This window comes from Brachybacterium sp. p3-SID957 (assembly GCF_025144775.1).
GTDB lineage: Bacteria > Actinomycetota > Actinomycetes > Actinomycetales > Dermabacteraceae > Brachybacterium > Brachybacterium epidermidis.
Genome location: NZ_JALXKT010000035.1, coordinates 1 through 23,279, shown reverse-complemented (window position 1 = coordinate 23,279; position 23,279 = coordinate 1). Strand labels below are relative to the sequence as shown.

Below are 23,279 nucleotides of genomic sequence, written 5' to 3'. Positions count from 1 at the left end.
GGGCGGTCGTGTAGGAATGACCCCATGAACCGCCCCACCTACGGCTACAGCGCACAGGACGTCCCGGACCCGCAGGGCCAGCCCGTCTGCCCCCGCCATCCGGACACCGTCAGCTACGTGCGCTGCAAGCGCTGCGAGCGTCCCGCCTGCCCGCAATGCCAGCGCCCCACCCAGGTGGGCGTGCTGTGCGTGGACTGCGAGAGGGACATCGCCCGCCAGCAGGCCGGCACCCGCCCCCGCAACGCGATGGGGGCGTCGGCGGGGCGCCGCACCCCGTACGTCACCTACACCCTGATGGGCCTGTGCGTGCTGGCCTTCCTGGGGCAGGCGCTGGCCCCGCACATCGTCACCCAGTGGGGGATCTTCGCGCCGTTCCGAGCGCTGGCGATGCCGTGGACCTTCCTCACCGCCGGGTTCCTGCACGGCGGGGTGATGCACCTGGCGCTGAACATGTGGGCGCTGTGGGTGGTGGGGCAGTACCTCGAGCAGACCCTGGGCCACACCCGCTACGCCGGGGTGTTCCTGGCCTCCGTCCTCGGCGGCCACACCGCGGTGTACGTGCTCGCGAACCCGATGACCCTGGAGTGGACCACCGCCACCCTGGGTGCCAGCGGCGGAGTGTTCGGACTGTTCGGCAGCATGTTCATCGTCAACCGCCGCCTGGGTGGCCAGAGCGCCCAGATCCTGGTGCTGATCGGCCTGAACCTGCTGATCACCTTCACTGTCCCGAACATCTCCTGGCAGGGCCACCTGGGCGGGCTGCTGGTGGGCACGGCCCTGGTCGCGGCCATGTTCGCGCTGCGGCCCAAGGCCACGCACGGCACCGACCGCCAGGCCCTCGCCCGGCGCTCCGCCCTGATCCACGGGGCCCTGATCGCCGGTGCGGTGCTGGCGTGCGCGGTGGCGGTGGTGCTGAAGGCGCTCACCGTCCCCTACTTCTGAGCGGGCCACGGCCTGCTGTACGAGAGTGCCCTGCAGAACATTCGCGCAGGGCACCGCCGAATGACACCGGTGTGACTATCCCCAGCTGTGGACAGGATTGTGGATGAACCGGGGTGCGCGGGGGATTTCACGGTCTTGCTGTGGACAACCGGCGTCGCGTTGTGGATCGCTGGAGACCGTCGAGGGCCGCGAGATGCGGGCGGCACTCCGTGAAGCACGGGGACCTGCGCCACGGGACCTGGGAAACTACATCCTTGTGATTCATCCCCAGATGTGGAGAACCCTGTGGATAACTCTCCGCTGGCGCCGCGAGCCGTGGGCCGGGTGCCGTGTGCAGTGCACCGGTACCGGGGCGGTCAGTGCTCGGCGCCGCCGGTGAGCACCACGTCCTCCGGGGTCGCCAGACAGGTGCGGACGGCCCGCACGAGCGCCCGGGCGGAGTCCTCCACCGGCATGTCCGCGGCTGCCGGCAGATGCACGAAGCCGCCCCGCATGCCGGCCAGGCTGGGGTCGGTGGCCAGCAGGTGCAGCAGGCGGTAGAACACGTCGTTGCACACGTAGGTGCCGGCCGTCTGTGAGACCGCCGCCGGGATCGCGGGCTCCTGGGCCAGGGCGGCCACGATCGCCTTGATGGGCAGGGTGCTGAAATGGCCGACGGGACCGCCCGGCACCACGGGCTCATCGACGGGGCGGTCGCCGGCGTTGTCCGGGATGCGTGCGTCGCGCACGTTGATCGCCACCCGCTCCGGAGTGACGGCGCGGCGTCCGGCCGCCAGGCCCGTGGCCACCACCAGGCCGGGACGGTGCTCGAGCACGGCCGCCTCCAGCAGGTCCCCGGCGGCGTCGAACTCGACCGGCAGCTCCAGCTGCGCCGCCTCGATGCCGTCCGCGCGCAGCTGCGCGGCGGCGGCCTGGACGGCTTGCCAGGACTCGTTGATGTCGGCCCCGTCGAAGGGGGCGAAGCCGGTCAGCAGCACGTCGACGGTCATGGATCCACGGTAGGAGCCTCACGGCCGCAAATCGGGGAGGCGCGGCACGGCGAGACGGCACGGCACTGCACGGCGGGTCGGGACGGCACGGCGAGACGGCACGACACGGCGCGGGGGAGGCGGAGGGCGGGCAGTCGCCCAGAGTCCACCCGCGACGGGCAGACACGGCGGCCCATCTGCGCCATGCTGGGACTCTCCGCTCCCAAAGCCTTTGGCGTGATCCAGCTCACGTGAGCGCAGTCGGCTCAACTTTGGAATAGGGAGGGAGCGCACCGCGTTGACCCTGCCGAGAGCAGGAGGAGCTACGGCCCCTGCTCGACCGCACACCGATACCGCAGGAGGCACACCATGGCTCGCAGCTTCACCCCCTTCCCGGAAGTGGACCGCTTCTTCTCGGATCTCACCCGCACCCCGGCCTCGGTCGGCATGCCGATGGATCTGTACCGCGAGGACGACCGCTTCGTCGCCGAGATCGACCTGCCCGGCGTGGACCCGGCCAGCGTGGACGTCGACGTCGAGGACCGCACCCTCACGGTGCGCGCCGAGCGCAAGGCCTCGGTCTCGAACGACGCGGGGCGCTCCTGGCTCACCCGTGAGCGCCCCACCGGGACCTTCGCCCGCCAGCTCACCCTGGGCAGCCGGGTCTCCCTGGACCGCATCGAGGCGGAGTACAGCGACGGCGTGCTGCGCCTGACCATCCCCATGGCCGAGGAGGCCAAGCCGCGCAAGATCAACGTGGCCCACACCGAGCGCTCCGCGCAGCCCTCGGTGACCTCCGGGCAGGACACCGCCACCGCCCCCGAGGGCCGCACCATCGAGGGTGAGCTCAACAGCTGACACCCCCGGCTCACGAGTCCCCCGGTCCCGCCGCTCGCGGTGGGAGCCGGGGGACTCTGCCTTGCAAGCCGGCCCCAGCGGCCGGGCGGGCTCACGACGCTAGGATCGCGCGATGACCGCCCTGCCCGGCCTGCTGGCCGACCCTCTGCCCGACCTCTATCCGCCCTCCGGGCTGCGCATCACCGCCGGCCCCCTCACCCTGCGTCCCCTCCGGGACGAGGATCTGCCGGAGTACGCCGCTCTGCTGCACCGGCCGATCTTCGCCGACATGGACTCCGACCAGGTGTTCCCCTGGTACGACGTGGACCCCGACGAACGAGTGACGCGGTCCGTCCAGTTCCAGTGGCAGCTGCGCTCGAAGGTCGGCCCGACCGATTGGAACCTCTCCTTCGGCATCTTCCACCAGGAGCGGCTGATCGGCATGCAGGACCTGGGCGCCTCGCACTTCGCGGTGCGGCGCGTGGTGGGCTCCGGCTCCTGGCTCACCCTGGATGAGCAGGGCAAGGGCCACGGGACGCTCATGCGGCAGGCCGTGCTGGTGCTGGCGTTCGACCACCTGGGCGCGCAGCGCGCAGAGACCAGCGCCGTGGTGGGCAACGGCGCCTCCTACGGGGTCTCCCGCAGCTGCGGGTACCGCGAGGACGGTCTGCTGGTGGTCGAGGAGAACGGCCGTGCCAAGACACAGCAGCGCTTCAGCCTCACCCCCGAGCGTTTCCGCAGGCCCGACGTGGCCGTGGAGGTCGAGGGCCTCACGGGGGCCCTGCGCGGTCTGCTGGGAGCCGGCGGCTGAGGGGGAGCCCCCAAGGGCTGATCAGCGCGGGGCCCGCACCCGATCCGGCATGGTGAACTGCGCCGACGGTGCCAGCAGCTGACCGGTCTCGATCAGGCCCGTGCAGGCGAGGTCTTCGCCATCGGCCTGCACCCGCGCCAGGATCGGCTCGGCCCAGGTGCCGTACCCGGTGTCGCCCCAGGCGGCCAGCTCCACCGCCGTGCGGTCCGGCTCGATGGGATCGGACCGCACCCCGGCCACGCACAGCTCGAGGGCGTCCTCGGCAGGATCCGTCGCGGTGTCGTCCAGGTCGAACAGCCGCCCGCCCAGCACCACCAGCCGCGCCCGTCCCCACACGGCGTCGTAGGTGCCGCTGACCAGATCGGCGAGCTGCGCCGCCGTCACCTCCCGGCCATCGATCGCCACGGCCTGCTGCTCCTCGATCGCGGCGGGTCGGGGCCGCCCGTCGGAGGCGCCGCCGAGCGCCCCGGGCCCCTCCCACGACTCCGCGTGCGGGGCGGGCCGGCCGGCGGCCAGGGCCAGCAGTCCCAGCACGCCGTGGGCGATCTCCGAGCTGGGCGCATCCACAGCGGTGCCGATCACGCTGACCACGAGGCGCTCCGCCGGGGCCACCCAGGTGCGGGAGAGCCCGGTGGGGAAGCCGCCGGAGTGCCCGATCACCGTGAAGCCGTGCAGGCGGCCCTCCTGCAGGCCCAGCCCGTAGTGGCCGCCGTCGCGCAGGGTCCACACCCGTCGGCGCATCTGCCGCAGCGTGCTCGGATCCAGCAGGGCACCCTCGGTCAGCACCCGGCCCGCGAAGGTGGCGATCGCGCCGGCGCTGGCCCAGAACCCGGTGGCGGCCGCCAGCGCGCCGGTGGGGATCTGCTCGATGATCCGGCGCGGACCGTGCAGCAGCGAGGAGTGCCCGGGCGCGAACCCGCAGGGATCCTCCGGGCCGACGGCGTGCGCAGGCAGGTCCGGGCCGATGCCGTCCACGCCCACCGGGTCCAGCACCAGTGCGGTGACGGCGGCGGCGAAGTCCTGGCCGGTGACCTCCTCGACCACCAGGCCCAGCAGCCCGTAGCCGATGTTGGAGTACTGCAGGTGCAGGCCCGCCTCGGTGACCACGGCCCCGGTGCGGGCGATCTCCAGCAGCTGCGCGCGGTCCGGGAACGGGGTTCCCAGGCGCCACCAGCGGGAGTCGGCCGAGTCGCGGGACAGGCCCGCCGCATGGGAGAGCAGGTCGCGCAGGCTGCGATCGGCGACGGGGGAGGAGGCCAGCTCCGGGACCCGCTCGCCGAGGGTGTCGTCCAGCCGCAAGCGGCCCTGCTCGAGAAGGCGCATCACCGCCAGGGCCGCGAACATCTTGGAGTGCGAGGCGATCCGCAGCCGGTGCGAGGGCAGCAGTGCGATGCCCTGCTCCGCATCGGCAGGGCCGACCGCCACCTCGCACACCAGCTCGCCTTCGTGCCAGATCGCCACCTGGATCCCCGACTGGCGCCGCAGGTGCCGGACGGTCTCCAGCCAACCGGGCAGCATCGCCGCCACGTCCTGGACGGCGGAGCGGTCGATCCTGGGGGTGGTGCGGTCATCGGTCACGTGCATCTCCTTCGACGGGGGCCGCTAGCATTCTCGCGTGAAACCGTTCCTGCTGCTGACCACCCGTCCCGAGGACGACGTCGCCCGGGCCGAGGCCGCCTCCTTCCAGCGCTTCAGCGGTCTGGGCCACGACGACCTGCGCTGGGTGCGCATCGAGCGTGAGGACGCCCCGGTGATCCGCGCCGAGGAGATCTCCGGCATCTACCTTGGCGGCAGTCCCTTCACCGTCTCCGACCCGGCCGAGACCAAGTCCCCGCAGCAGATCCGAGCCGAGAGGGCGCTCGCCGCGGTGCTCGATGAGGTGATGGAGCAGGACATTCCCTTCCTGGGCGCCTGCTACGGCATCGGCACCCTGGGCAGCCACGTGGGCGCCACCATCGATCGCACCCACGGCGAGCCGCTGGGCGCCGTGCCCATCACGCTCACCGAGGCCGGGCGCGAGGACCCCGTGGTCATCGAGGCGGGCCTGCCCGAGGTGTTCACCGGGCTGGTGGGGCACAAGGAGGCGGTCACCGCCCTGCCCTCCCATGCCACCGTGCTGGCCACCGGCGAGCACTGCCCGGTGCAGATGTTCCGCGTGGGCACCCGCCAGTACGCCACCCAGTTCCATCCCGAGATGGATGTGCCCGCCGTCATGGAGCGCGCCCGCGCCTACCGCGACCACGGGTACTTCCACCCCGATGAGATGGAGGACATCTTCGCCCTGCTGGGTCGTCGCACCGCGGATCACCCGCCCCACCTGCTGCGTGCCTTCGCGACCGTTCACGGCCGCGGCAGGTAGTGTCCGCTGCGTGCCCCGATTCACCCGTGAGCAGGTCCGTCGGCGCCAGCGCATCGCCGTGGCCATCCTGGTGGCCGTGCTGCTGCTGGTGATCGGCGGCTGCACAGCCCTGGTGGCGAACCTGAGAGGCGGGGACCGCCCGCACCGCGCGGACGATGCCGCCATGACCGTGGGCAGCACCCCCGCCGGCGCCCCCGCCCTCACCCAGCTGCCGGAGGAGACCCAGCTGACCGCGGACGAGGCGATGGGAATCGACGTCTCCAGCTACCAGCGCGACATCGACTGGGAGCAGGTGGCCGACGACGGCTACGTGTTCGCCTACATCAAGGCCACCGAGGGCAGCGGCTTCACCGACACCCACTTCCGCCTGAACTGGGACGGCGCACGGGCCGCCGGGATCACCGTGGGCGCCTACCACTACTTCACGCTGTGCTCCCCGGGCGCGGAGCAGGCCGCCTCCTTCCTGGCCGCCGCACCGCCCGACGACACCGCCCTGCCGCCCGCTCTGGACCTCGAGTTCGACGGGGCCTGCGAGGAGCGACCAGAAGCGGTGGACGCCCAGGCGGAGATCGACGCCTTCACGCACGCGGTGGAGAAGGCCTGGGGCAGGCGCATGGTCATCTACTCCTCCAGCGAATGGCGCGACCACTACGGCCTGCCGGTGGCGGACTCCCGCCCCGACTGGCTCTACTCCGACCGCGGGCGCCCCTCCCCTGAGGACTGGGCCGTGTGGCAGCTGCGCTTCGACGGCACCGTCTCGGGGATCGAGGGCCCGGTGGACATCGATGTGGTGCGCATCGAGGTGCTGCGCGAGCACGCCGCGATCCCCCGCGAGGAGGACCTGGAGCTGCCGGCGCCCGAGGAGGGGCAGTCCTGAGGGGGTCGCCCGCCGCCTCACTCGCCCCGGCACCGACGGCGATCTCGGTGAGCCGCTCGTTGCTGAGGCCCTCGGCGCCGGGCTGGTCCTCGAACAGGGCCTCCTCCACCGGGAACCACGGCGCCGGGTCCTCCGCGCAGGCGCACACCGCCGCATTGGCGGCGCGACCCGAGTAGCCGGCGGGGGAGGTGCTCATGGGTGGCTGCCTTCGGGGAGTGCGGATGGCGCCCTCAGTATCGCGCCCGCTCCTCCAGTGCGTCGAGGTCCGGCAGCGCCACCGCTTCCCCCGCCGGGATCACCAGGCCCTCGTCCCGCAGACGGGCCAGGGCGCGGGAGAGCGACTCCGGGGTGGTGCCCAGCAGGGCGGCCACGTCCCGCTTGGGCAGCGGCCAGCGCACCAGCGGATGCCCCTCGGCCGTCGCCGCCTGCGAGGGCAGGGCGAGCAGGTACTCCGCCACCCGCACCGGCACCTCCGCCCCCGCCAGCGCGAGGCGGTTCTCGCTCGCGACCAGACGATCGCTCAACGACCGCAGCATGGCCACGGAGATCGCGGGGAACCGCCGTACGAGCGTGGCCAGGTCGCGGTGGTCGAACACGCACATCTGCGCGGGCTCGAGCGCCTGCACCACGAAGTCCGGCCGGGTCCCGGTGAGGAAGGTGTGCTCGCCCACCACGTCCCCGGGCCCCACCACGCGCAGCAGGTGCTCGCGACCAGTGACGGAGGTGCGCACCAGCTTCAGCCTCCCGCGGTGCACCACGAACAGGCGTCGCAGCGGGTCGTCGGCCCGGTACAGCAGCTGCCCGCGCCCGAGGTCCACGGGGTGGGCGAAGGAGGCCACCGCCTGCTGGTCCTCGGCGCTCAGCAGGGAGAAGATCGGCACCCGCGCCACGCAGGTGTCACGGGGTGCACCGGCGGGCTCGGGCAGGCTCGGCGGGGACACGCTGCTCGGGTGCGGGCTGCTCGGCGGGGCGCTCGCCGCAGTTGCGCTGCTCGGTGGATCGGTGGCCATGGCATCACTGTGGCATGCGGCCCGGCAGCGGCGCTTGACCGACGTCAAGGCACTGCGGTTCTGACGGATCTAAGTTTCCTGTCATGAGCGGAACGGCCGCTCACCCGACCGGAAGGAACCCCATGACCACCGACGACACCACCACTGCTGCCCCCGCTGCCACTCGTACCGTGCTGCGCGCCGAGGGCTTCTCCTGCCCCTCCTGCGTCTCCAAGATCGAGAAGGCCCTTCGGTCCCTGCCGGGCGTCTCCGACGCCACCGTCCACTTCGCCTCCTCCCGCATCGAGGTGAACCACGACCCGTCCGTGACCGGCGTCGACGAGCTGGTGCACGCCGTCGAGCGCGCCGGCTACACCGCCCGCCCCTCCGCCTTCTGAGCCGCCCGCCCCGGGAAAGGACCGATCATGAGCAGCCCCAGCCCCATCCTCGACAGCGCCCCGTCGGCGGGACCCGATCCCGACATCGCCCGCGCAGCAGGGTCTTACGCGCCGGATTCTCCCGGCGGCAGCCGGCTACCCGGCCCCGCAGGGCCCACGGGCAGGCCCGCGCGTCGCGGGCAGGGGCTGCTCCCGGTCCGCGCCTGGGTGCGCCCCGGCATCGCCGCCGTTCTGATCGGCCTGTCCTGGCTGCTCGACGCCCTGACCGGCTCCCCGGCCACCGGATCGGTGCTGCCGGGGCCGGCCGGCCTGCTGATGGTCGGTGCGGCCCTGGTGAGCGGCACCCCGATCCTGATCGCCGCCGTGAGGGCGCTGCGCCACCGGGTGGTCGGCATCGACCTGCTGGTCTCCATCGCCACCATCGGCGCGATCGTGATCGGCGAGTACTGGGAGGCGGCGGCTGTCACCACCCTGTTCGCCATCGGCCACGCCCTGGAGAAGGGCACCCTGCAGCGCACCCGTCGGGCCCTCACCGACCTGGTGAGCACCGCCCCGGAGCAGGCCGTGGTGCTGCGGGACGGCACCGAGCAGACCATCGCCGCCACCGAGGTGCGGCAGGGGGAGCAGGTGCTGGTGCGCCCCGGCACCAGGGTGCCCGTGGACGGGCACGTCCTGGCCGGCCGCGGCGCGATCGACGAGGCCGGCATCACCGGCGAGTCCGTTCCCGCCGAGAAGTCCGAGGGGGACCCCGTCTACGCCGGCACCGTCGCCACCGGTGGACTGCTCACCGTGCTCGCCGAGGGCATCGGCGCGGACACCACGCTGGCCCGCATCATCCGCCGGGTGGAGGAGGCGCAGGACGCCAAGGCCCCCACGCAGGCCTTCATGGACCGCTTCGCCCGCTGGTACACCCCGGCGATCATCGTGCTGTCCGTGGTGTTCGGGGTGCTCACCGGGGATGTCGAACTGGCGCTCACGCTGCTGGTGATCTCCTGCCCCGGCGCGCTGGTGATCTCCATCCCGGTCGCGATCGTGGCGGGCATCGGCCGCGGTGCGCGCGACGGCATGCTGATCAAGGGCGGCGAGCACCTGGAGACCTCCGCCCGGATCGACACCGTGGCCCTGGACAAGACCGGCACCCTCACCACCGGGCGGCCCGTGCTCACCGACGTGCTCCCACTGCCGGGACGCACCCGCGAGGAGGTGCTGCTGTGGGCCGCCCGCGCCGAGCTCACCAGCGACCACCCCCTGGCCGCCCCCGTGGTCTGGGCCGCCCGTGCGGAGGGCCTGGACCTGGGGCAGATCCCCGAACAGGCCGACGCTGTGGTGGGGCGCGGTGTGCTGGCCCGCCACGGCGGCCATGCGATCACCGTGGGCAGCCAGGCGATGCTGCACGAGTCCGACATCGGGGGCAGCTCCGAGCGGCGAGAGGCGATCGACCTGGCCGACGAGACCGCGCGGCGCGGCCGCACCCCGATGATCGTCACCCTCGACGAGACGGTGCTGGGCGTGATCGGACTGGCCGACACCCCGCGGGCCGAGGCCGCCGACGCGATCACCGCCCTGCGCCGCGCAGGAGTGCGCGAGGTCGTGATGCTCACCGGCGACCAGCCCCGCGTGGCTCAGGCCGTGGCCGCGGAGGTGGGCATCGACACCGTGCACGCCGGTCTGCTGCCCGAGGGCAAGCTCGATCAGATCGCGGCGCTGCAGGCGCGCGGCCGCACCGTGGCGATGGTGGGCGACGGAGTCAACGACGCCCCCGCACTGGCCTCGGCCGATATTGGCGTCTCGATGGGGGCCGCCGGAAGTGCGGTGGCCATCGAGACCAGCGACATCGCGCTGATGCGGGACTCGCTGCCGGCCCTGGCGCAGTCGCTGCGACTGGCCCGCCGCACCGTCGCGGTGATGCGACAGAACATAGTGATCGCCCTGGCCACTGTGGGGATGCTGCTGCTGGGTGTGCTGCTGGGAGGGGTCACCATGTCCCTGGGGATGCTGGTGCACGAGGCCAGCGTGCTGCTGGTGATCGTCAACGCCATGCGCCTGCTGCGACCCGTGCGCGGCTGACGGCGGTGCCGCCCCGAGCCGTCAGGGAGCCACCCGCGCCTCCGGCCCTGCTCAGGGCTGGAGGCGCTCGCGCTGCCAGCCGCCGCCGTCAGGCCCGCCCGGCCTGCGGTACACGATCCTGTCGTGCAGACGGTTCTCCCGGCCCTGCCAGAACTCGATGCGATCCGGCACGATGCGCAGCCCGCCCCAGTGCCTCGGCCTCGGCACCTGCCCGCCCTCGAACCGCGCCTCGGCCTCGGCGTACTGCTCCTCGAGCACCTCACGGGAGGCCACGGGCCGTGACTGCCGGGACGCCCAGGCGCCGATCTGCGAACCCCGGGGACGGGAGGCGAAGTAGGCATCGGCCTCCTCCGCGTCGACCTGCTCGACCTGCCCCTCGATCCGCACCTGGCGCTGCAGCGGGAACCACGGCAGCAGCAGGGACGCCACGGGGGAGGCAGCGACCTCACGGCCCTTGTCCGAGTCGAGGTTGGTGTACACCACGAAGCCGCGCCGGTCCCGGGCCTTCAGCAGCACGGTCCGCGAACGGGGGCGGGCCCGGTCGTCGGCATCGGTGCTGATGGTGGACAGCACCACGGCGGTGGGCTCGGGCAGATCGCCGTGGCTGTCGCGCCGCTCGAAGGCCTCGGCCATCCAGGCGTCGAACAGGGCCAGGGGATCGGGGGCGGCCTCATCGGCGAGGCGACCGGTGCGGTACGGCATGCGCTCGGCGGCCAGGCGGGCGGAAGGGTCCTGGGCGTTCATGGCCGTGAGTCCTTCCCATGATGGTGCGCGCCGAGACCCTCCCTGATCGCCCGGGCGATCTCCAGGGCGGGGGCGCCGAACCAGTGCTCGTGGTCCTCCAGCAGACGGGCGTAGGCGTCCCGCCAGCTCTCCACGTGCACGCGGGCGATGGCCGGGGCGTCCTCGAGGCGCGGGGTGTCGATGGTGAAGCCGGGCGCGGTCATTCCCTGATCGTAGGCGTTGTGCCCGGTGCCGTCGGCGTGCGGCCCGGAGTGGTCGAGTCCTGGACTTCCCACAAAGTAACTGCAACCCGTAGTATCAAGAACAGTCGGTCGCGGCGCTCCTGTTGCTGTTGTTCGCGCGTTCTTCGCGCCCTGCAGCTCGCCGCACTGACGCCGTGCACCGACATCGAAGGAGAAGCCGTGCCCGAGGCTGTCATCGTCGCCGCCGCCCGTTCCCCCATCGGCCGCGCCCGCAAGGGCTCGCTCAAGGACGTCCGCCCCGACGACCTCGCCGCCCAGATGGTCCGCGCCGCCCTGGACCAGGTGCCCGAGCTGGACCCCTCCACCCTCGATGACGTGCAGCTGGGCGTGGGCCTGCCCGAGGGGATCCAGGGCGCCAACCTGGCCCGCATCGTCGCGGTGCGCCTGGGCCTGGACACCGTTCCCGGCAGCACCGTCAACCGCTTCTGCGCCTCCAGCATCCAGACCACCCGCAACGCCTTCCACGCCGTGCTCTCCGGCGAGGCCAGGGCCGTGGTCTCCGCCGGCGTCGAGTCGCTGACCATGGTGCCCGGGAAGTTCATCGACGACGAGCTGCGCGACCCGATGTACCAGCAGGCCTGGGAGCGCACCGAGCGCCGCGCCACCCGCCAGATCCCCGCCCCCTGGCACGACCCGCGCGAGGACGGCGAGCTGCCCGACCCGTACATCCTGATGGGCCAGACCGCCGAGAACGTCGCCGAGCTGCGCGGCATCAGCCGCCAGACGCAGGACGAGTACGCAGTGCGCTCCCAGAACCGTGCCGAGGCCGCCCGCGAGGCAGGATTCTTCGACCTCGACATCACCCCCGTCACCACCCCCGACGGCACCCAGATCACCACGGACGACTCCCCGCGCCCCGGGGTCACCCTCGAGGCCGTGGCGGGGCTCGACCCCGTGTTCCGGCCCGACGGCACCGTCACCGCCGGCAACTGCTGCCCGCTCTCCGACGGGGCTGCCGCGCTGGTGGTGATGGACCGAGACCGCGCCGAGGAGCTCGGCATCACCCCGCTGGCCCGCATCCTGGCCACCGGCGTCTCCGGCCTCAGCCCCGAGATCATGGGCCTGGGCCCGGTGGAGTCGACCCGCCGCGCACTGGCGCTGGCCGGCCTCACCATCGACGACATCGACCTGGTCGAGTTCAACGAGGCCTTCGCCGCCCAGGTGATCCCGGCGGCAGAGGACCTCGGCATCGACCACGACAGGCTCAACGTCCACGGCGGCGCCATCGCGCTGGGCCATCCCTGGGGCTCCACCGGCGCCCGCATGACCACGACCCTGATCAACGGCCTGCGCGCGCGAGACGGCGAGCTGGGCCTGGCCACCCTGTGCGTCGGAGGCGGACAGGGCATGGCCCTGATCATCGAGAGGATGAACTGATGACCACCACCGAGATCGCCGATGCCCCTGACGCCCCGGACCCCGCGGAGACCGCCGCCGGCCCCGGCCCCGTGATCTCCCTGCCCGACGCCGAGGCGAGCACCGCCGAGGCCCTGCTTCCCCGCACCGCCGACCACTACGCCCTGTTCCAGGACGTCGACCGCGAGGATCTCGAGGCCTGGCGGGTGGCCCGCTCCTTCGCCCCCGAGGTGCTGCCCCGCATCGACGAGTGCTGGGACCGCGGCGAGTACCCGACCGACCTCATCGCCCGCCTGGGCGAGCTGGACCTGTTCACCGACGGCATGGACATCCCCGGCCACCGCCGCCTCAGCCCCCTCGCCACCGGCCTGGTCACCATGGAGCTGTCCCGCCTGGACGGCTCCGTGGGCACCATGGTGGGCGTCCAGGGCGGGCTCGCCCTGCGCTCGATCGTGCTGCTGGGCTCCGAGGAGCAGAAGCAGCGCTGGGTGGAGCCCGTGGTGACCGGGCAGGCCTTCGCCGCCTTCGCCCTGACCGAGCCCGACCACGGCTCCGACTCCGTGTCCCTGGAGACCACCGCCCGTCGTGACGGCGAGCAGTGGGTGATCAGCGGCCAGAAGCGCTGGATCGGCAACGGGGCCGACGGCCACCTCACCGTGGTGTGGGCGCGGGTGGACGACCCCTCCGACGATGCCCTGCACGGCCAGGTCTCCGGCTTCCTGGTCGAGCAGTCCCTGCCCGGCTACGAGGCGCAGGTGATCCGCGGCAAAGTGTCCCTGCGCGCCATCCACCAGGCCCACATCCATCTGGCCGACGTGCGCGTGCCGCTGGATGCGCGCCTGCCCGGGGCCCGTTCCTTCAAGGACACGTCCCGGGTGCTGTTCGCTACCCGCGCCGGGGTGGCCTGGGGAGCGCTCGGCCACGCCGTGGCCTGCTACGAGGCCGCCCTCGAGCACGCTCGCACCCGCGTGCAGTTCGGACGCCCTCTGGCCAAGGCCCAGCACGTCCAGGTGCGTCTGACGGACATGCTCGCCACCCTCACCTCCATGCAGCTGCACTGCCGGCGCCTGGCGGACCTGGAATCGGCCGGTTGCCTGCGGCCCGAGCAGGCCTCGCTCGCCAAGGTGTTCTGCACCCGCTCGGCCCGCGCCATCGCGGCCGACGCCCGCGACCTCCTCGGCGGCAGCGGGATCCTGCTGGAGAACCAGGTGATCCGCCACATGGCCGACATCGAGGCGCTGCACACCTACGAGGGGACCGACACGATGCAGTCCCTGATCGTCGGCCGGTCGATCACCGGGACCAGCGCGTTCGCGTGATCGTCGAAGTTCCGTGACTCGGGAGGCGATGGGGAGTGCTCCCCATCGCCTCCCCCGTCAGCACGGGCTAGCGTCGGCGCCGAGAGACGACGACTCGAGTGACGGGGCGGGGTATGAACTTTCTCGGACAGGACACAGAGGCCGTGCGCGGCTGCGCGACCGCCTTGACGCGAGGACAGACAGCGATCACGCAGGTCGTCTCCGACCATCCGCTGGAGAGGCAGACCAGCTGATGCAACGGACGGACGTCGGGACCAAGACCCTGACGCGGCGAGCGGCGCTCCTGCTCACCATGAGCGTGGTGACCGGATGCGGGCTCACACAACCTGCGGATGAAGGAGAAGGTGTCATGGAGCTGACCTCGGGAAAGGCGATCGACGACGCGATCGGTCCTCTGTGGGAGGGCGGTGGTGAGCGTGCTCTCGCCGACGTGGTCGACGTGGAGTTCGACGAGCTGATGGTGTTCCCGGAGGCCACCCCCGCAGATCGCGTCAACGAGGCGGCCGGCACGAAACTGCTCACTGGGAAGTACTACCAGTCCTCCACGCAGCTGTTCCTCTTCCGCGCGGGCGGCGCCGGCGTCCTCGCCGCGATGGTCTCCTCCGACGTATTCGCGCACGAGGTGCAGAACGCGACCTTCGGCCCCGAGGTGCGGATCGTCGCGCCCGGCGGGAAGCAGCTGATCACCCTCGAGGGCTGAGGCCGCGTCCCTGCAGGAGCGCCATCGCCGGTGAGCCGCTGCACCTCGCGGAGCGCTGAGCGCGCAGGACGCCGGGGCCTGGAGCTCAGCGGGCGGACCGGGGAGACGCAACGACGGTGAGGGACCAGGCAGGATCTGCGATGCTGGAGCAATCGCAGCGGGGGATCAGGAGAGGCGGAGCGGATGCGGAGGCGAGTGCTGATGGCTGGAGGGCTTGCGGGCATGGTGGCCGCACTTGTGGGCTGCGGGCGCATGCTGCCGTCGCGCACGGACTCGTTGAACGACCCGGTGGAGGAGTTCGAGCATGTGACCTCCTCGGAGATGGAGACCAGCGGCGGCGGGACCATGCGCACCAGCCTGCGCGGAGACATCCACTTCGACGTCGGGCAGGATCAGCTTCTGGAGGCCCTGGATCCAGTGTGGCGGGAGGTGACCGAGTACGTCTTCGAGCTCGACGACGGGTTCGAGATGCGCAGAGTCCTGGTGGTCGCCCACGGGGCAGATGGCTCCACCGTCGCGCCGAAAGAGCTGCTGGGCTCCGAGTATGCCGACCAGGACGCGGCCGTGCACTTCGGAGACTTCTTCGAGCACTACGGTCTGATCTGAGCGCTCCGAGGGGGCCGGATCGCGTCAGATCCGGCGGGCATCGATGACCACGTCCTCGGTGAGTGTGACGTCCTCGCCGATGTACAGACCGTCCATGCGATCCGCCTTGTCCGCCAGGGTCGGATGGTCGGGATGCTGGGTGAGAGTGCCGTAGTAGCCGGACGTATCCGAGTAGGAGCCGTCGCGACTGCGGTGCACCGACTCATGCGCGTTGTGGGCCGCGTCCGGCTGCGGGAAGTCCGGGTTCTCGTGCGGAGTCTGCATGTGCACGTCCTGCACGTTCTCCGCCGGATTGCCGCCGGGATGACGGAAGGAGCGCCCCTCGAGATCGAGCGTGGGGACGAAGTCCCCGTCGGTCCCCTCGTTCTGGACGTGCTGGACGTTGACCACATCGGTGGAGCTCTGCGCCGGGGTGTAGGTCTGCACCGGGGAGCCGACGGAGAAGATGTCGGTGACGTTGTAGGTGCCCGCGGCGCCGGTGGAGGAGTTGAAGGCGGGATCGTCGGCCAACTGCGCGGCGACCAGACCGCCCTGGGAGTGCGCCACGAAGGCGACGTCCGAGCCCGGGGGGATCCCGGCCTCCTCCATCGCGGCCGTCACGGCGTTCGCCCCGGCATTCTCCCGTCCCGCCATGGCGTAGATGTTGTTGGCCCAGCCGAAGGGCTGGCCCTGCCCGTTCCATCCCTCGAGGGTCCCCGGGAGACTGCCCTCGCTCGACCACAGGTCCGCGCCCTGGGTGGGTGGCACGTGCACGATGTACCGCTCGGTGCCGTCGGCGCCCTGGATCGTCTGGATGCGGATCTGCGCGGAATCCTGAGCGTTGTACTCCCCGCCGGGAGGTTCGGTGCGGATCTCGCTGCGTGTCTCGTCGTTCGCGAGGATGAGGTCAGCGAGATTCTGGGCAGCCTCACTGTCCTGCACGTGACGGGGCTCCTCCCCGAGCTCGATCTCGGAGCGCTCGTCGAGGATCTCGATGTCCCCATCGGGCAGACCGTCGAACAGATCCCCCAGCGGCCCAGGCAGCCCCTTCAGGACGTCGCGGCCGCCCTCGAGGACGCCTTCGCTCCATTCAGCGAGGTCGACGACGCCACCCGCGATCATCTCCGCCCAGGGCGTGTCCGGGATGAGCCGCTGGATCCCCTCGGGCAGCCCGCGGATGCCCTCGTCGAGCCGGTCCAGGAAGTCGGTGACGTCCTCGGGCAGCAGGCTCTCGGGGTCACCGCTGCCGTCGCCGCCGGGCTCCGAGGCCGCATCCTGCTGGTCGGCCTCCGCCTCCAGGTCGAAGCCGAGCCCCTGGAGGCGCTCGCTCAGCGAGCTGACCTGCGGACCGACCCGACCGGCCCATTCCTGGACGAAGCCCTCGCGGTCCGGTCCCACCCAGTCGACGCCCTGCACGAACGCGTCGATCTCGGCATGGAGCTCCTCGACCCGCTGGGATTCGGTGCGCAGGTGCTCGGCGTGGGTGCGCGCCTGCCCCGGATCCATCCCCAGGAAGCCGCTCATGCCGCACCTCCCGCCGTCGAGTGCGCCCGGGCGATCCGCGTGCCCTCCTGCAGCAGCGGGATCACGGTGCCGAAGAAGTCCCCGTCCTCGACCGGGTGCACCCCGGCGAGGGGGCCGGCCGGACCGTCGGCGCTGTAGAGACCCCGCTCCCCGCTGGTCCACCGGCGCAGGAGGGTCACGCTCTCCTCCGGGGCGGGCGGGATGAGATGGATCGCGAGGCTCGCCCGATCACCCGTGCTGGTCAGCGCATCGCGCAGACCCGGATCGAGATCCGGGAGCGCAGCGATGGCGCTGTCGGCGGTGTCGCCGTGCTCGACGGCGCTGCGGATCTGCTCGACCTGTGCACTGCTCAGCTGCAGACGAGTGGCCTTCGAGCGGGTGGTCATCGACGCCGGGGCCGCCAGCCGGGATCCCGGAGGGGCCATCGATATGACGATCTCGGGGAGCGCCTCCGCGTCCACCGGCGACCAGCCAGCCGCTCCGTCGCCTCGCCAGGCGCAGACGACGGCGCCCTCGGCATCGACGGAGATCTGCAGCTCGGTGCGCGGGCCGTCGGCGGGGGTCACGGCGATCGCGGCGACGCACGGTGCAGTCAGAGCACGCCGGAGGAGCGCCGCATGCTCAGGATCGTGCTCGGCCGCTCCGGGGGAGGGGGCATCGGGCACGATGATCATGGTCTGCCACAGCGGATTGAGGTCCGCGCCGTCGGCGCGTGCCTGTGCGGCCGTCTCACGCACCAGTGCGCTGTCGAGAGAAGCGGTGAACACAGCCATCGGGTCCCCCTCAGGAAGGCGGTCTGTGCTCTTGGAGCCTAGAGAGCCCGATGCGTGATGACCATGGGGAGTTGTCCCCACCCCGCGGCTCGGCCACGACGTCACGACCCGCACCGGTTAGGCTCGCACCGTGCGCGGACTTGCGAAGGGCGGCGAGGCATGAGGAGGCGGACGGTGATGGCAGGAGGGCTCTCGGGGCTCGTCGCCGCCCTGGCAGGGTGCGGCCGGCTCGGCCCCTCGGAGAAGGAGCGGCTGAACAGTGAGGTGGAAGCTGTCTCGGGTGTCACCAGCTCCGACATCGGCCGCACCGGCGGTGGTGGGCTCCGCACGGGCCTCTCGGGCGACATCCACTTCGATGCCGGTGAGGACGAGCTCCTCGACGCCCTCGATCCTGCATGGCGCGTGGTCACCGAGTACGTCTTCGAGATGGACGAGGGGGAGGGGAACCGGGAGGTCCACGTGACCGCGAACGGGTCCGACGGCTCCACGCTCGCCCCGAAAGCACTGCTCGGGCCCGAGTACGCCGACCAGGTGGAGAGAGTCACCTTCGGTCACTTCTTCGAGCACTACGGGCTGAGCTGAGGCGGGGCGCTGCCGCTGTCGGCCGCAATCACCGGAGGGATCCGGAGGGCCGCAGATGAGGAGACTCTGCAAAGAAGACTTCCCAGGATGGTCAAGAGTTCAGTGACCATCGTGCCGGTGTTCATGATCATCCGCGGGCTGGGACTGTCGGATACCCTGCTGGCGCTGATCCTCCCGGCCATCCCCACCGCCTTCGGCACCTTCCTGATGCGCCAGTACTTCCTGGGCCTGCCGCTGGACCTGGGCGAGGCAGCCGCGATCGACGGTGCCAGCCCCTGGCGCACCTTCTTCTCCATCTATGCGCCGCTCGCGCTGCCCGGAATGGCGATCGTGGGGGTACTGGCGTTCAACTTCCGCTGGAACGAGTTCTTCCGTCCGCTGATCTTCATGATCTCCGAGGAGAACTACACCCTCCCGCTGGGCCTGGTGACCCTTCAGGGCAACCTGGGCACCGGTTCGATCTCGATCGTGCTGGCCGGCGTGATCCTCTCGATGATCCCGGCCGTGGTGGTGTTCTTGTTCGGCCAGCGCTACCTGCGCGAGGGCCTCACCGCAGGCGCCTCGAAGTGACCATTCCCCACGAACCTCGACGACCAGGAGTTCCCGGCTTGACCAGCGCCCTTCACTTCCCCGCCCTGCACCGCACCCACCCCCGGGGGTGGATCAACGACCCCAACGGCATCATGCGCGTGGACGGTCGCTGGCACGTGTATTTCCAGTACAACCCCCATTCCGCCCGTCACGAGAGGATCCACTGGGGACACATGTCCTCGGCGGACCTTGCGCATTGGCGCCCGGAGCCGCTGGGGCCCGTTCCACGGGACGGCGAAGCCGATGCCGACGGCTGCTGGAGCGGTGTGGGGCTCCTGGATCGGCGGATGGATCCGGCCGGTGTGCCGACCCTGGTGTACTCAGGGGTCGACGGTCAGGGTGACAACGCCTTCTCGCGTGTGCTGGTGGCGCGGGCCGACCGAGCCCTGGAACAGCTCGTGGACCCGGGCCGCGTGGTCGCCGAGGTGCCCCCGATCCCGGGCCTGATCGGGGTGCGGGATCCGTTCGTGTTCGAGTTCGAGGGGCGGCGCTGGGCGATCCAGGGCGCCGGGGTGCGGGGTGAGAGCGGCGTGACTCCCGTGATCCTGCTGTTCAGCTGTGATGATCTGGAGCAGTGGGAGTACGTGGGCGAACTGCTGCGCGGGGATGATCCCGTGGCGGCCGAGCACGCCCCGGCCGAGCTGTGGGAGTGCCCCCAGTTGGTGCGGGTGGGCCAGCAGTGGGTGCTGATGCTCTCGCTCTGGTACCGGCCCGAGGAGGTGGCCCGCTCCACTGTCCAGGTGAACTACCTGCTGGGTGAGCTCGAGGCCGACGGTCGCGGGTGCCCGCGCTTCCACGCTCGCAGCGGTGGGCGCGTGGATGAGGGCCCGGACTTCTATGCGCCCCAGGCAGTGGTGGACGCGGAGCGGGACCGAGTGCTGCTGTGGGGCTGGTCCTGGGAGGCCCTGTCGCGCACACAAGCGCAGACCGATGCCCAGGGATGGGCAGGATGCCTCACCTTCCCCCGCGTGCTCTCCGTGGAGGGGGACCGACTCGTCACCGGGTTTCCTCCCGAGCTGACCGCGCTTCGCGGCGCGCCTCTTCTGATCGATCAGGCAGGGGGCGGGCGGTCCCGGATGGAGCTGTCCGGTCCGTACCGTGCGGAGTTCCAGGTCGAGGGGCCCGTCACCGTCGACCTGCTGTCTGCGGACGGCACGCTCACCGAGCTCCTCGCGCATGACGGGGGTGGGGCATCCTTGATGATCGACGGCGGGATCCTAGAGCTTCTCCCTGCTTCCGGAACCGGACGCACCATGCGGTTCTACCCTTCCGAAGGGGATCGGGTCCTGGTACGAGGAGCGCTCATCGGTGGGTGGGAGCTGGGTTCTCAAGGTGCGAGCGTCTGAAGCCCCGTCGCCGCTCACATCCGTGACCGATCCGTGATGTGTCACCCCTACCCATAAAGGTAAAGACTTCGTAAAGTTTCGGCATGGCCAGAGTCAAGTCTGAGCCCTGGCCGGACCTCGCAGCGATGGGCTGACGGACGGCCTGATCCCGGGGGGACCGAACCACCATGCACAGCACCATCCACCGCCGCTCCGTCGCACGCCTCAGCGCAAGCGCGTTCTCCGTCGTCGCCGCCGGCGCCCTGCTGATCGCCTGCACCGATGGCGTCGAGGAGCCCGCCGGAGCGCCCCGGGGCGACGACGCCCCGGCAGCGCAGGGGCCAGCAGAGCCCGCCGAGGATCCCACCGAGCCAGGTGAGGAGACCACGGAGACATCGACCGGGGCCACCGATGAGCAGCCCTCGGACGAGACGAGCGACCCGAAGGGGTCAGCCCCCGCCGACTGGGCCGGCACCGTGAGCGCCGAGCAGATGCCGGAGACCGACGGAGTCTCCTACTTCGTGTACCAGAACCTCTACCAGGAACTCGGGGAGCGCGGCCGGATGAGCGCCGGGGAGCTCGAGAGGACCGAGTTCATCGGCTCCAACGGGGGCTCCTGCCAGGGCGAGGCCGTGATCGGCGGCGACGCGGCCACCTGCACCATCACCGAGCACGACGAGCGGGCCGAGCCCACCGGCAACCAGCTCGAGCTCACCGTGCGGGTGGTCTCGGCAGGGTTCGGGAACCCGGCCCTGCTGATGTACGCCGATGCGGCAGGTCCCACGGACTTCTCCGTGTCCACCGAGGTCGAGATCGGATTCGGCAAGGTCTCGACCCCCGTCCCCGCCGAGATCTCCGGGGAGGAAGTGGCCGATGCACTGGTGGGCTCCGTCAACTTCGCGATCGCGTCCGACGGCGCGCCCGACCCCGACATGGCCGCCACCTGCGAGATGGCCGAGGGCGGCGTCACCGCCACCTGCACGGTCACCGGGGCGCCCGAGGGCGGCAACGGCACCTGGCACGCGATCGCCCAGCGCGGGCCGACGTCCGATCCGCACGACGGCCAGTGGTACCTGTTCACGAAGCCGCGCGTCTGAGCCCGCGCGCGCCGACGAGCCCCCGAAGATCGCAGGTCGCAATGCGATATCGGGGGCTCGTCTGGTCGGGGAGCACACCTTCACCTGGCCCACTCTGGATGGCGGCACCATCAGCGTGCACGCCACCGGCATCGAGCTCGACCCCGCGGTGCCCCTGGCGAAAGGCGAGGACGTCATCCAGCAGGGCTACCAGCTGGTGGTGCTGGAGGCCGAGGTCTCCTACCGCGGCGAGCGGGCCGTCGCCGTGCCGGAGGAGCTGTGGATCCGCGCCGAGACCGACCACGCCCTGTACGAGCCGGTCCTCGGCCTGGTTCCGAACCCCCTCCCGGCCGGGGGGCACTCAGCGGGGCTCAGCCCTCGTTGACCCACACCACCGGGGCGTCCTCGTAGGGGTTGTCGTCCCCGTCGGCCTTGTCGTCGCCCTCCCAGGCCACCCGGGCCGGCGGCTCACCGTCGGTGAACACCACGTCGCAAGTGGAGGCCGTCGCGCCGGGCTCGGCCTGGTCGAACAGCTGCAGATCGCAGTCGTCGTCGAGATTGCCGCCGAAGGAGATGCCCACGGTGAGCCTGTTGCCCTCGGCGTCCTGCACCTCCAGCGACGGCGTCATGTCCGCGTTCGGATCGCCCTCGAAGCTCAGGATCTCGTGCTCGGCCTTCACGTACCACGGGGTCATGCCCTCGAGGTCGGCCTGGTCGTCCTCGTCGAACTGCTCGATGATCGCCGGATCGCCCTCGACGATCTCGGTGACCGTGGTGGAGACGACGCCGTAGCCGTAGTACTCCTCGCCCTCCTCGAGCACCTGCACGTGGATGGTGGCGGCCTCGCCCACCGGCACCTCGGTTCCCGGGGCGGCGAGCTCGGTGTCGGTGGCTCCGCCGGCCTGGTCGTCCGTTGCGCCGCCGGCGTCCGACGGCTCCTGGGCGTCGTCCTCGGCGGGCTCCTCACCGCCGGCGTCCGAGGGCTCCTGCTCGTCCCCCTCCGGCTGCTCGACGGCCGGCGGCTCCTGCGGCGGGTCCTCCTGGCCCAGCAGCCCGCAGCCGGAGACCACCAGTGCCAGTCCCGCCAACGGAACCAGCAACGCGGTGCGGGCCCGTCGGTTCCTGATGATAGTCGTGCGTCCCATGTCCTCACATCCTCTCGATCGCAGTCGTGCGCCCGGTGACGAGCCGTCCGTCGGGCCGTCGGCGCAGCCTGATCCCACACGGTAGACACGCCCCGTGGGCTGGCGCGATGGGGAGAACTCCTCTTCCTCCGGGTAACCGCGGTGGACACGGTCCGGCCCCCTCGGGCATGCTGTTCCTGAAACCGGCGGTATCAGGAATCCTCCGTTCCCTGCGCCCCCGCCCTCGACGACGAGAACGCGAAAGGCCCCCGATGAGCAGCTACACCGAACACATCACCCGGGTGATCACCGAGGACGTCGAGCATTCCGCTCTCGGCACCGTTGCGGTGCTGACCTTCGCGCCGCCGGAGGGGGAGGAGCGGCGCCCGGCCACCCTGGGCCCGCAGTCGATCCAGGCCGTCACCGGTGCCATCAACGCCGCCCTGGACCGCGCCGAGGCAGGGGAGGTGGGCGCGATCGCCCTCACCGGCACCGGGAAGGTGTTCCTGGCCGGCGCGGACCTCTCGATGTTCGCCGACCCCTCCGCCGTGGACCGCGTCGAGGAGATGACCCGCGCCGCCCACGAGCTGCAGGTCCGCGTGCGCACCAGCCCCGTCCCGATCCTCGCCCACCTGGGCGGCGCGGCCCCCGGCGGCGGCCTCGAGGTGGCCCTGATGGCCGATGTGCGCACCGCCGTCCCCGGCGCCCGCGGCATCGGCGTGCCCGAGACGGGGCTGGGCATCCTGCCCGGCTGGGGCGGCACCACGCTGCTGCAGTCCGTCGTCGGCCCCGAGACCGCGGTGCGGATGATCCTCGAGGACCCCACCCGCGACCGCCTGTTGAGCGCCGAGCAGGCCGCCGAGACGGGCCTGGTGGATGCGCTCGCCGAGGACCTCCCGGCCGCACTCGAGGAGTTCGCGGCGATCGTCGCGGCCCGCGCCGATGCCGCCGGTGGCTCCTCGCCCTGGCAGGACCGGCCCGATCCCCTGCCCGGTGAGGACTCCCCGGAGGCCGAGGCCCTGCATGATGCCCTGGACGCACCCCTGCCCACCGGCGAGACCCGCCGCGCCAGGGCCGCCCCGATGGAGGC

General features: G+C 71.7%; 24 protein-coding genes and 1 pseudogene. 17 read left to right on the top strand and 8 right to left on the bottom strand.

Annotated features, from left to right (window positions below):
- The first annotated feature begins 24 nt into the window (after nucleotides 1–24).
- Nucleotides 25–942: a rhomboid family intramembrane serine protease gene (locus M3B01_RS08965; RefSeq protein ID WP_259791372.1), complete on the top strand. Its 918-nt coding sequence runs from the start codon at nucleotides 25–27 to the stop codon at nucleotides 940–942.
- Nucleotides 943–1,298: 356 nt separating this feature from the next.
- On the opposite strand, the gene M3B01_RS08960 is transcribed toward M3B01_RS08965, so the two are convergent.
- Nucleotides 1,299–1,931 (bottom strand): pyroglutamyl-peptidase I, encoded by a 633-nt coding sequence (locus tag M3B01_RS08960; protein WP_259791370.1) that lies wholly within the window; start codon nucleotides 1,929–1,931, stop codon nucleotides 1,299–1,301.
- A gap of 348 nt (nucleotides 1,932–2,279) precedes the next feature.
- On the opposite strand from M3B01_RS08960, the gene M3B01_RS08955 reads away from it, so the two are divergent.
- Nucleotides 2,280–2,768 carry an Hsp20/alpha crystallin family protein gene (locus M3B01_RS08955; protein WP_259791368.1) on the top strand — a complete coding sequence of 163 codons (489 nt, stop codon included), beginning with the start codon at nucleotides 2,280–2,282 and terminating at the stop codon, nucleotides 2,766–2,768.
- A 112-nt stretch (nucleotides 2,769–2,880) separates the two neighbouring features.
- Nucleotides 2,881–3,558 (top strand): GNAT family N-acetyltransferase, encoded by a 678-nt coding sequence (locus tag M3B01_RS08950; RefSeq protein WP_259791365.1) that lies wholly within the window; start codon nucleotides 2,881–2,883, stop codon nucleotides 3,556–3,558.
- A gap of 21 nt (nucleotides 3,559–3,579) precedes the next feature.
- Here M3B01_RS08950 and M3B01_RS08945 read toward each other — a convergent pair whose 3' ends face one another.
- On the bottom strand, nucleotides 3,580–5,136 hold the full coding sequence (locus M3B01_RS08945; RefSeq protein WP_259791362.1) for a serine hydrolase: 1,557 nt from the start codon (nucleotides 5,134–5,136) through the stop codon (nucleotides 3,580–3,582).
- A gap of 37 nt (nucleotides 5,137–5,173) precedes the next feature.
- Here M3B01_RS08945 and M3B01_RS08940 point away from each other — a divergent pair, with 37 nt between their 5' ends.
- A complete protein-coding gene (locus M3B01_RS08940; RefSeq protein ID WP_259791360.1) occupies nucleotides 5,174–5,917 on the top strand; it encodes a glutamine amidotransferase in 744 nt (247 codons plus the stop codon).
- 10 nt (nucleotides 5,918–5,927) lie between these two features.
- Nucleotides 5,928–6,794 carry a GH25 family lysozyme gene (locus M3B01_RS08935; protein ID WP_259791357.1) on the top strand — a complete coding sequence of 289 codons (867 nt, stop codon included), beginning with the start codon at nucleotides 5,928–5,930 and terminating at the stop codon, nucleotides 6,792–6,794.
- Nucleotides 6,795–7,024: 230 nt separating this feature from the next.
- On the opposite strand, the gene M3B01_RS08930 is transcribed toward M3B01_RS08935, so the two are convergent.
- On the bottom strand, nucleotides 7,025–7,804 hold the full coding sequence (locus M3B01_RS08930) for a Crp/Fnr family transcriptional regulator (RefSeq protein WP_259791355.1): 780 nt from the start codon (nucleotides 7,802–7,804) through the stop codon (nucleotides 7,025–7,027).
- Between the two features lie 122 nt (nucleotides 7,805–7,926).
- On the opposite strand from M3B01_RS08930, the gene M3B01_RS08925 reads away from it, so the two are divergent.
- Together M3B01_RS08925 and M3B01_RS08920 are read left to right on the top strand one after the other, a co-directional pair.
- Nucleotides 7,927–8,181: a heavy-metal-associated domain-containing protein gene (locus tag M3B01_RS08925; protein ID WP_193866851.1), complete on the top strand. Its 255-nt coding sequence runs from the start codon at nucleotides 7,927–7,929 to the stop codon at nucleotides 8,179–8,181.
- Between the two features lie 27 nt (nucleotides 8,182–8,208).
- On the top strand, nucleotides 8,209–10,248 hold the full coding sequence (locus tag M3B01_RS08920) for a cation-translocating P-type ATPase (RefSeq protein WP_259791352.1): 2,040 nt from the start codon (nucleotides 8,209–8,211) through the stop codon (nucleotides 10,246–10,248).
- 51 nt (nucleotides 10,249–10,299) lie between these two features.
- Here M3B01_RS08920 and pdxH read toward each other — a convergent pair whose 3' ends face one another.
- Nucleotides 10,300–10,992 (bottom strand): pyridoxamine 5'-phosphate oxidase, encoded by a 693-nt coding sequence (gene pdxH, locus M3B01_RS08915; RefSeq protein ID WP_259791349.1) that lies wholly within the window; start codon nucleotides 10,990–10,992, stop codon nucleotides 10,300–10,302.
- Entirely contained in the window at nucleotides 10,989–11,195 is a 207-nt protein-coding gene (locus M3B01_RS08910) for a hypothetical protein (RefSeq protein ID WP_259791347.1), read from the bottom strand. The genes pdxH and M3B01_RS08910 overlap by 4 nt, the downstream gene beginning before the upstream one ends.
- 198 nt (nucleotides 11,196–11,393) lie before the next feature.
- Here M3B01_RS08910 and M3B01_RS08905 point away from each other — a divergent pair, with 198 nt between their 5' ends.
- From M3B01_RS08905 to M3B01_RS08890, 4 genes are all read left to right on the top strand, one after another.
- On the top strand, nucleotides 11,394–12,611 hold the full coding sequence (locus tag M3B01_RS08905) for an acetyl-CoA C-acetyltransferase (RefSeq protein WP_259791343.1): 1,218 nt from the start codon (nucleotides 11,394–11,396) through the stop codon (nucleotides 12,609–12,611).
- On the top strand, nucleotides 12,611–13,909 hold the full coding sequence (locus M3B01_RS08900) for an acyl-CoA dehydrogenase family protein (protein WP_259791340.1): 1,299 nt from the start codon (nucleotides 12,611–12,613) through the stop codon (nucleotides 13,907–13,909). The genes M3B01_RS08905 and M3B01_RS08900 overlap by 1 nt, the downstream gene beginning before the upstream one ends.
- A 349-nt stretch (nucleotides 13,910–14,258) precedes the next feature.
- Nucleotides 14,259–14,609 (top strand): hypothetical protein, encoded by a 351-nt coding sequence (locus M3B01_RS08895; protein ID WP_259791337.1) that lies wholly within the window; start codon nucleotides 14,259–14,261, stop codon nucleotides 14,607–14,609.
- 222 nt (nucleotides 14,610–14,831) lie between these two features.
- Nucleotides 14,832–15,215 carry a hypothetical protein gene (locus tag M3B01_RS08890; protein WP_259791333.1) on the top strand — a complete coding sequence of 128 codons (384 nt, stop codon included), beginning with the start codon at nucleotides 14,832–14,834 and terminating at the stop codon, nucleotides 15,213–15,215.
- Nucleotides 15,216–15,239: 24 nt separating this feature from the next.
- Here M3B01_RS08890 and M3B01_RS08885 read toward each other — a convergent pair whose 3' ends face one another.
- The gene (locus M3B01_RS08885; protein WP_259791331.1) at nucleotides 15,240–16,718 is read right to left on the bottom strand and encodes a hypothetical protein; all 1,479 of its coding nucleotides are present in this window, start codon (nucleotides 16,716–16,718) and stop codon (nucleotides 15,240–15,242) included.
- Entirely contained in the window at nucleotides 16,715–17,491 is a 777-nt protein-coding gene (locus M3B01_RS08880; protein WP_259791328.1) for a hypothetical protein, read from the bottom strand. Before M3B01_RS08880 ends, M3B01_RS08885 begins: the two co-directional genes overlap by 4 nt.
- A gap of 177 nt (nucleotides 17,492–17,668) precedes the next feature.
- On the opposite strand from M3B01_RS08880, the gene M3B01_RS08875 reads away from it, so the two are divergent.
- From M3B01_RS08875 to M3B01_RS08855, 5 genes and pseudogenes are all read left to right on the top strand, one after another.
- On the top strand, nucleotides 17,669–18,073 hold the full coding sequence (locus M3B01_RS08875; protein ID WP_259791325.1) for a hypothetical protein: 405 nt from the start codon (nucleotides 17,669–17,671) through the stop codon (nucleotides 18,071–18,073).
- A gap of 87 nt (nucleotides 18,074–18,160) precedes the next feature.
- Nucleotides 18,161–18,643, top strand: a pseudogene (locus M3B01_RS08870) (carbohydrate ABC transporter permease); the annotation flags it as partial.
- Between the two features lie 38 nt (nucleotides 18,644–18,681).
- The gene (locus M3B01_RS08865; protein WP_259791323.1) at nucleotides 18,682–20,010 is read left to right on the top strand and encodes a glycoside hydrolase family 32 protein; all 1,329 of its coding nucleotides are present in this window, start codon (nucleotides 18,682–18,684) and stop codon (nucleotides 20,008–20,010) included.
- A 167-nt stretch (nucleotides 20,011–20,177) separates the two neighbouring features.
- The gene (locus M3B01_RS08860; protein ID WP_259791320.1) at nucleotides 20,178–21,086 is read left to right on the top strand and encodes a hypothetical protein; all 909 of its coding nucleotides are present in this window, start codon (nucleotides 20,178–20,180) and stop codon (nucleotides 21,084–21,086) included.
- Between the two features lie 115 nt (nucleotides 21,087–21,201).
- Entirely contained in the window at nucleotides 21,202–21,450 is a 249-nt protein-coding gene (locus M3B01_RS08855) for a hypothetical protein (RefSeq protein WP_259791317.1), read from the top strand.
- Here the strand turns inward: M3B01_RS08855 and M3B01_RS08850 are convergent.
- On the bottom strand, nucleotides 21,437–22,210 hold the full coding sequence (locus tag M3B01_RS08850) for a hypothetical protein (protein ID WP_259791316.1): 774 nt from the start codon (nucleotides 22,208–22,210) through the stop codon (nucleotides 21,437–21,439). The genes M3B01_RS08855 and M3B01_RS08850 overlap by 14 nt on opposite strands.
- Nucleotides 22,211–22,461: 251 nt before the next feature.
- On the opposite strand from M3B01_RS08850, the gene M3B01_RS08845 reads away from it, so the two are divergent.
- A partial coding sequence (locus tag M3B01_RS08845; RefSeq protein WP_259791314.1) for an enoyl-CoA hydratase/isomerase family protein occupies nucleotides 22,462–23,279 on the top strand: 818 nt, incomplete at its 3' end.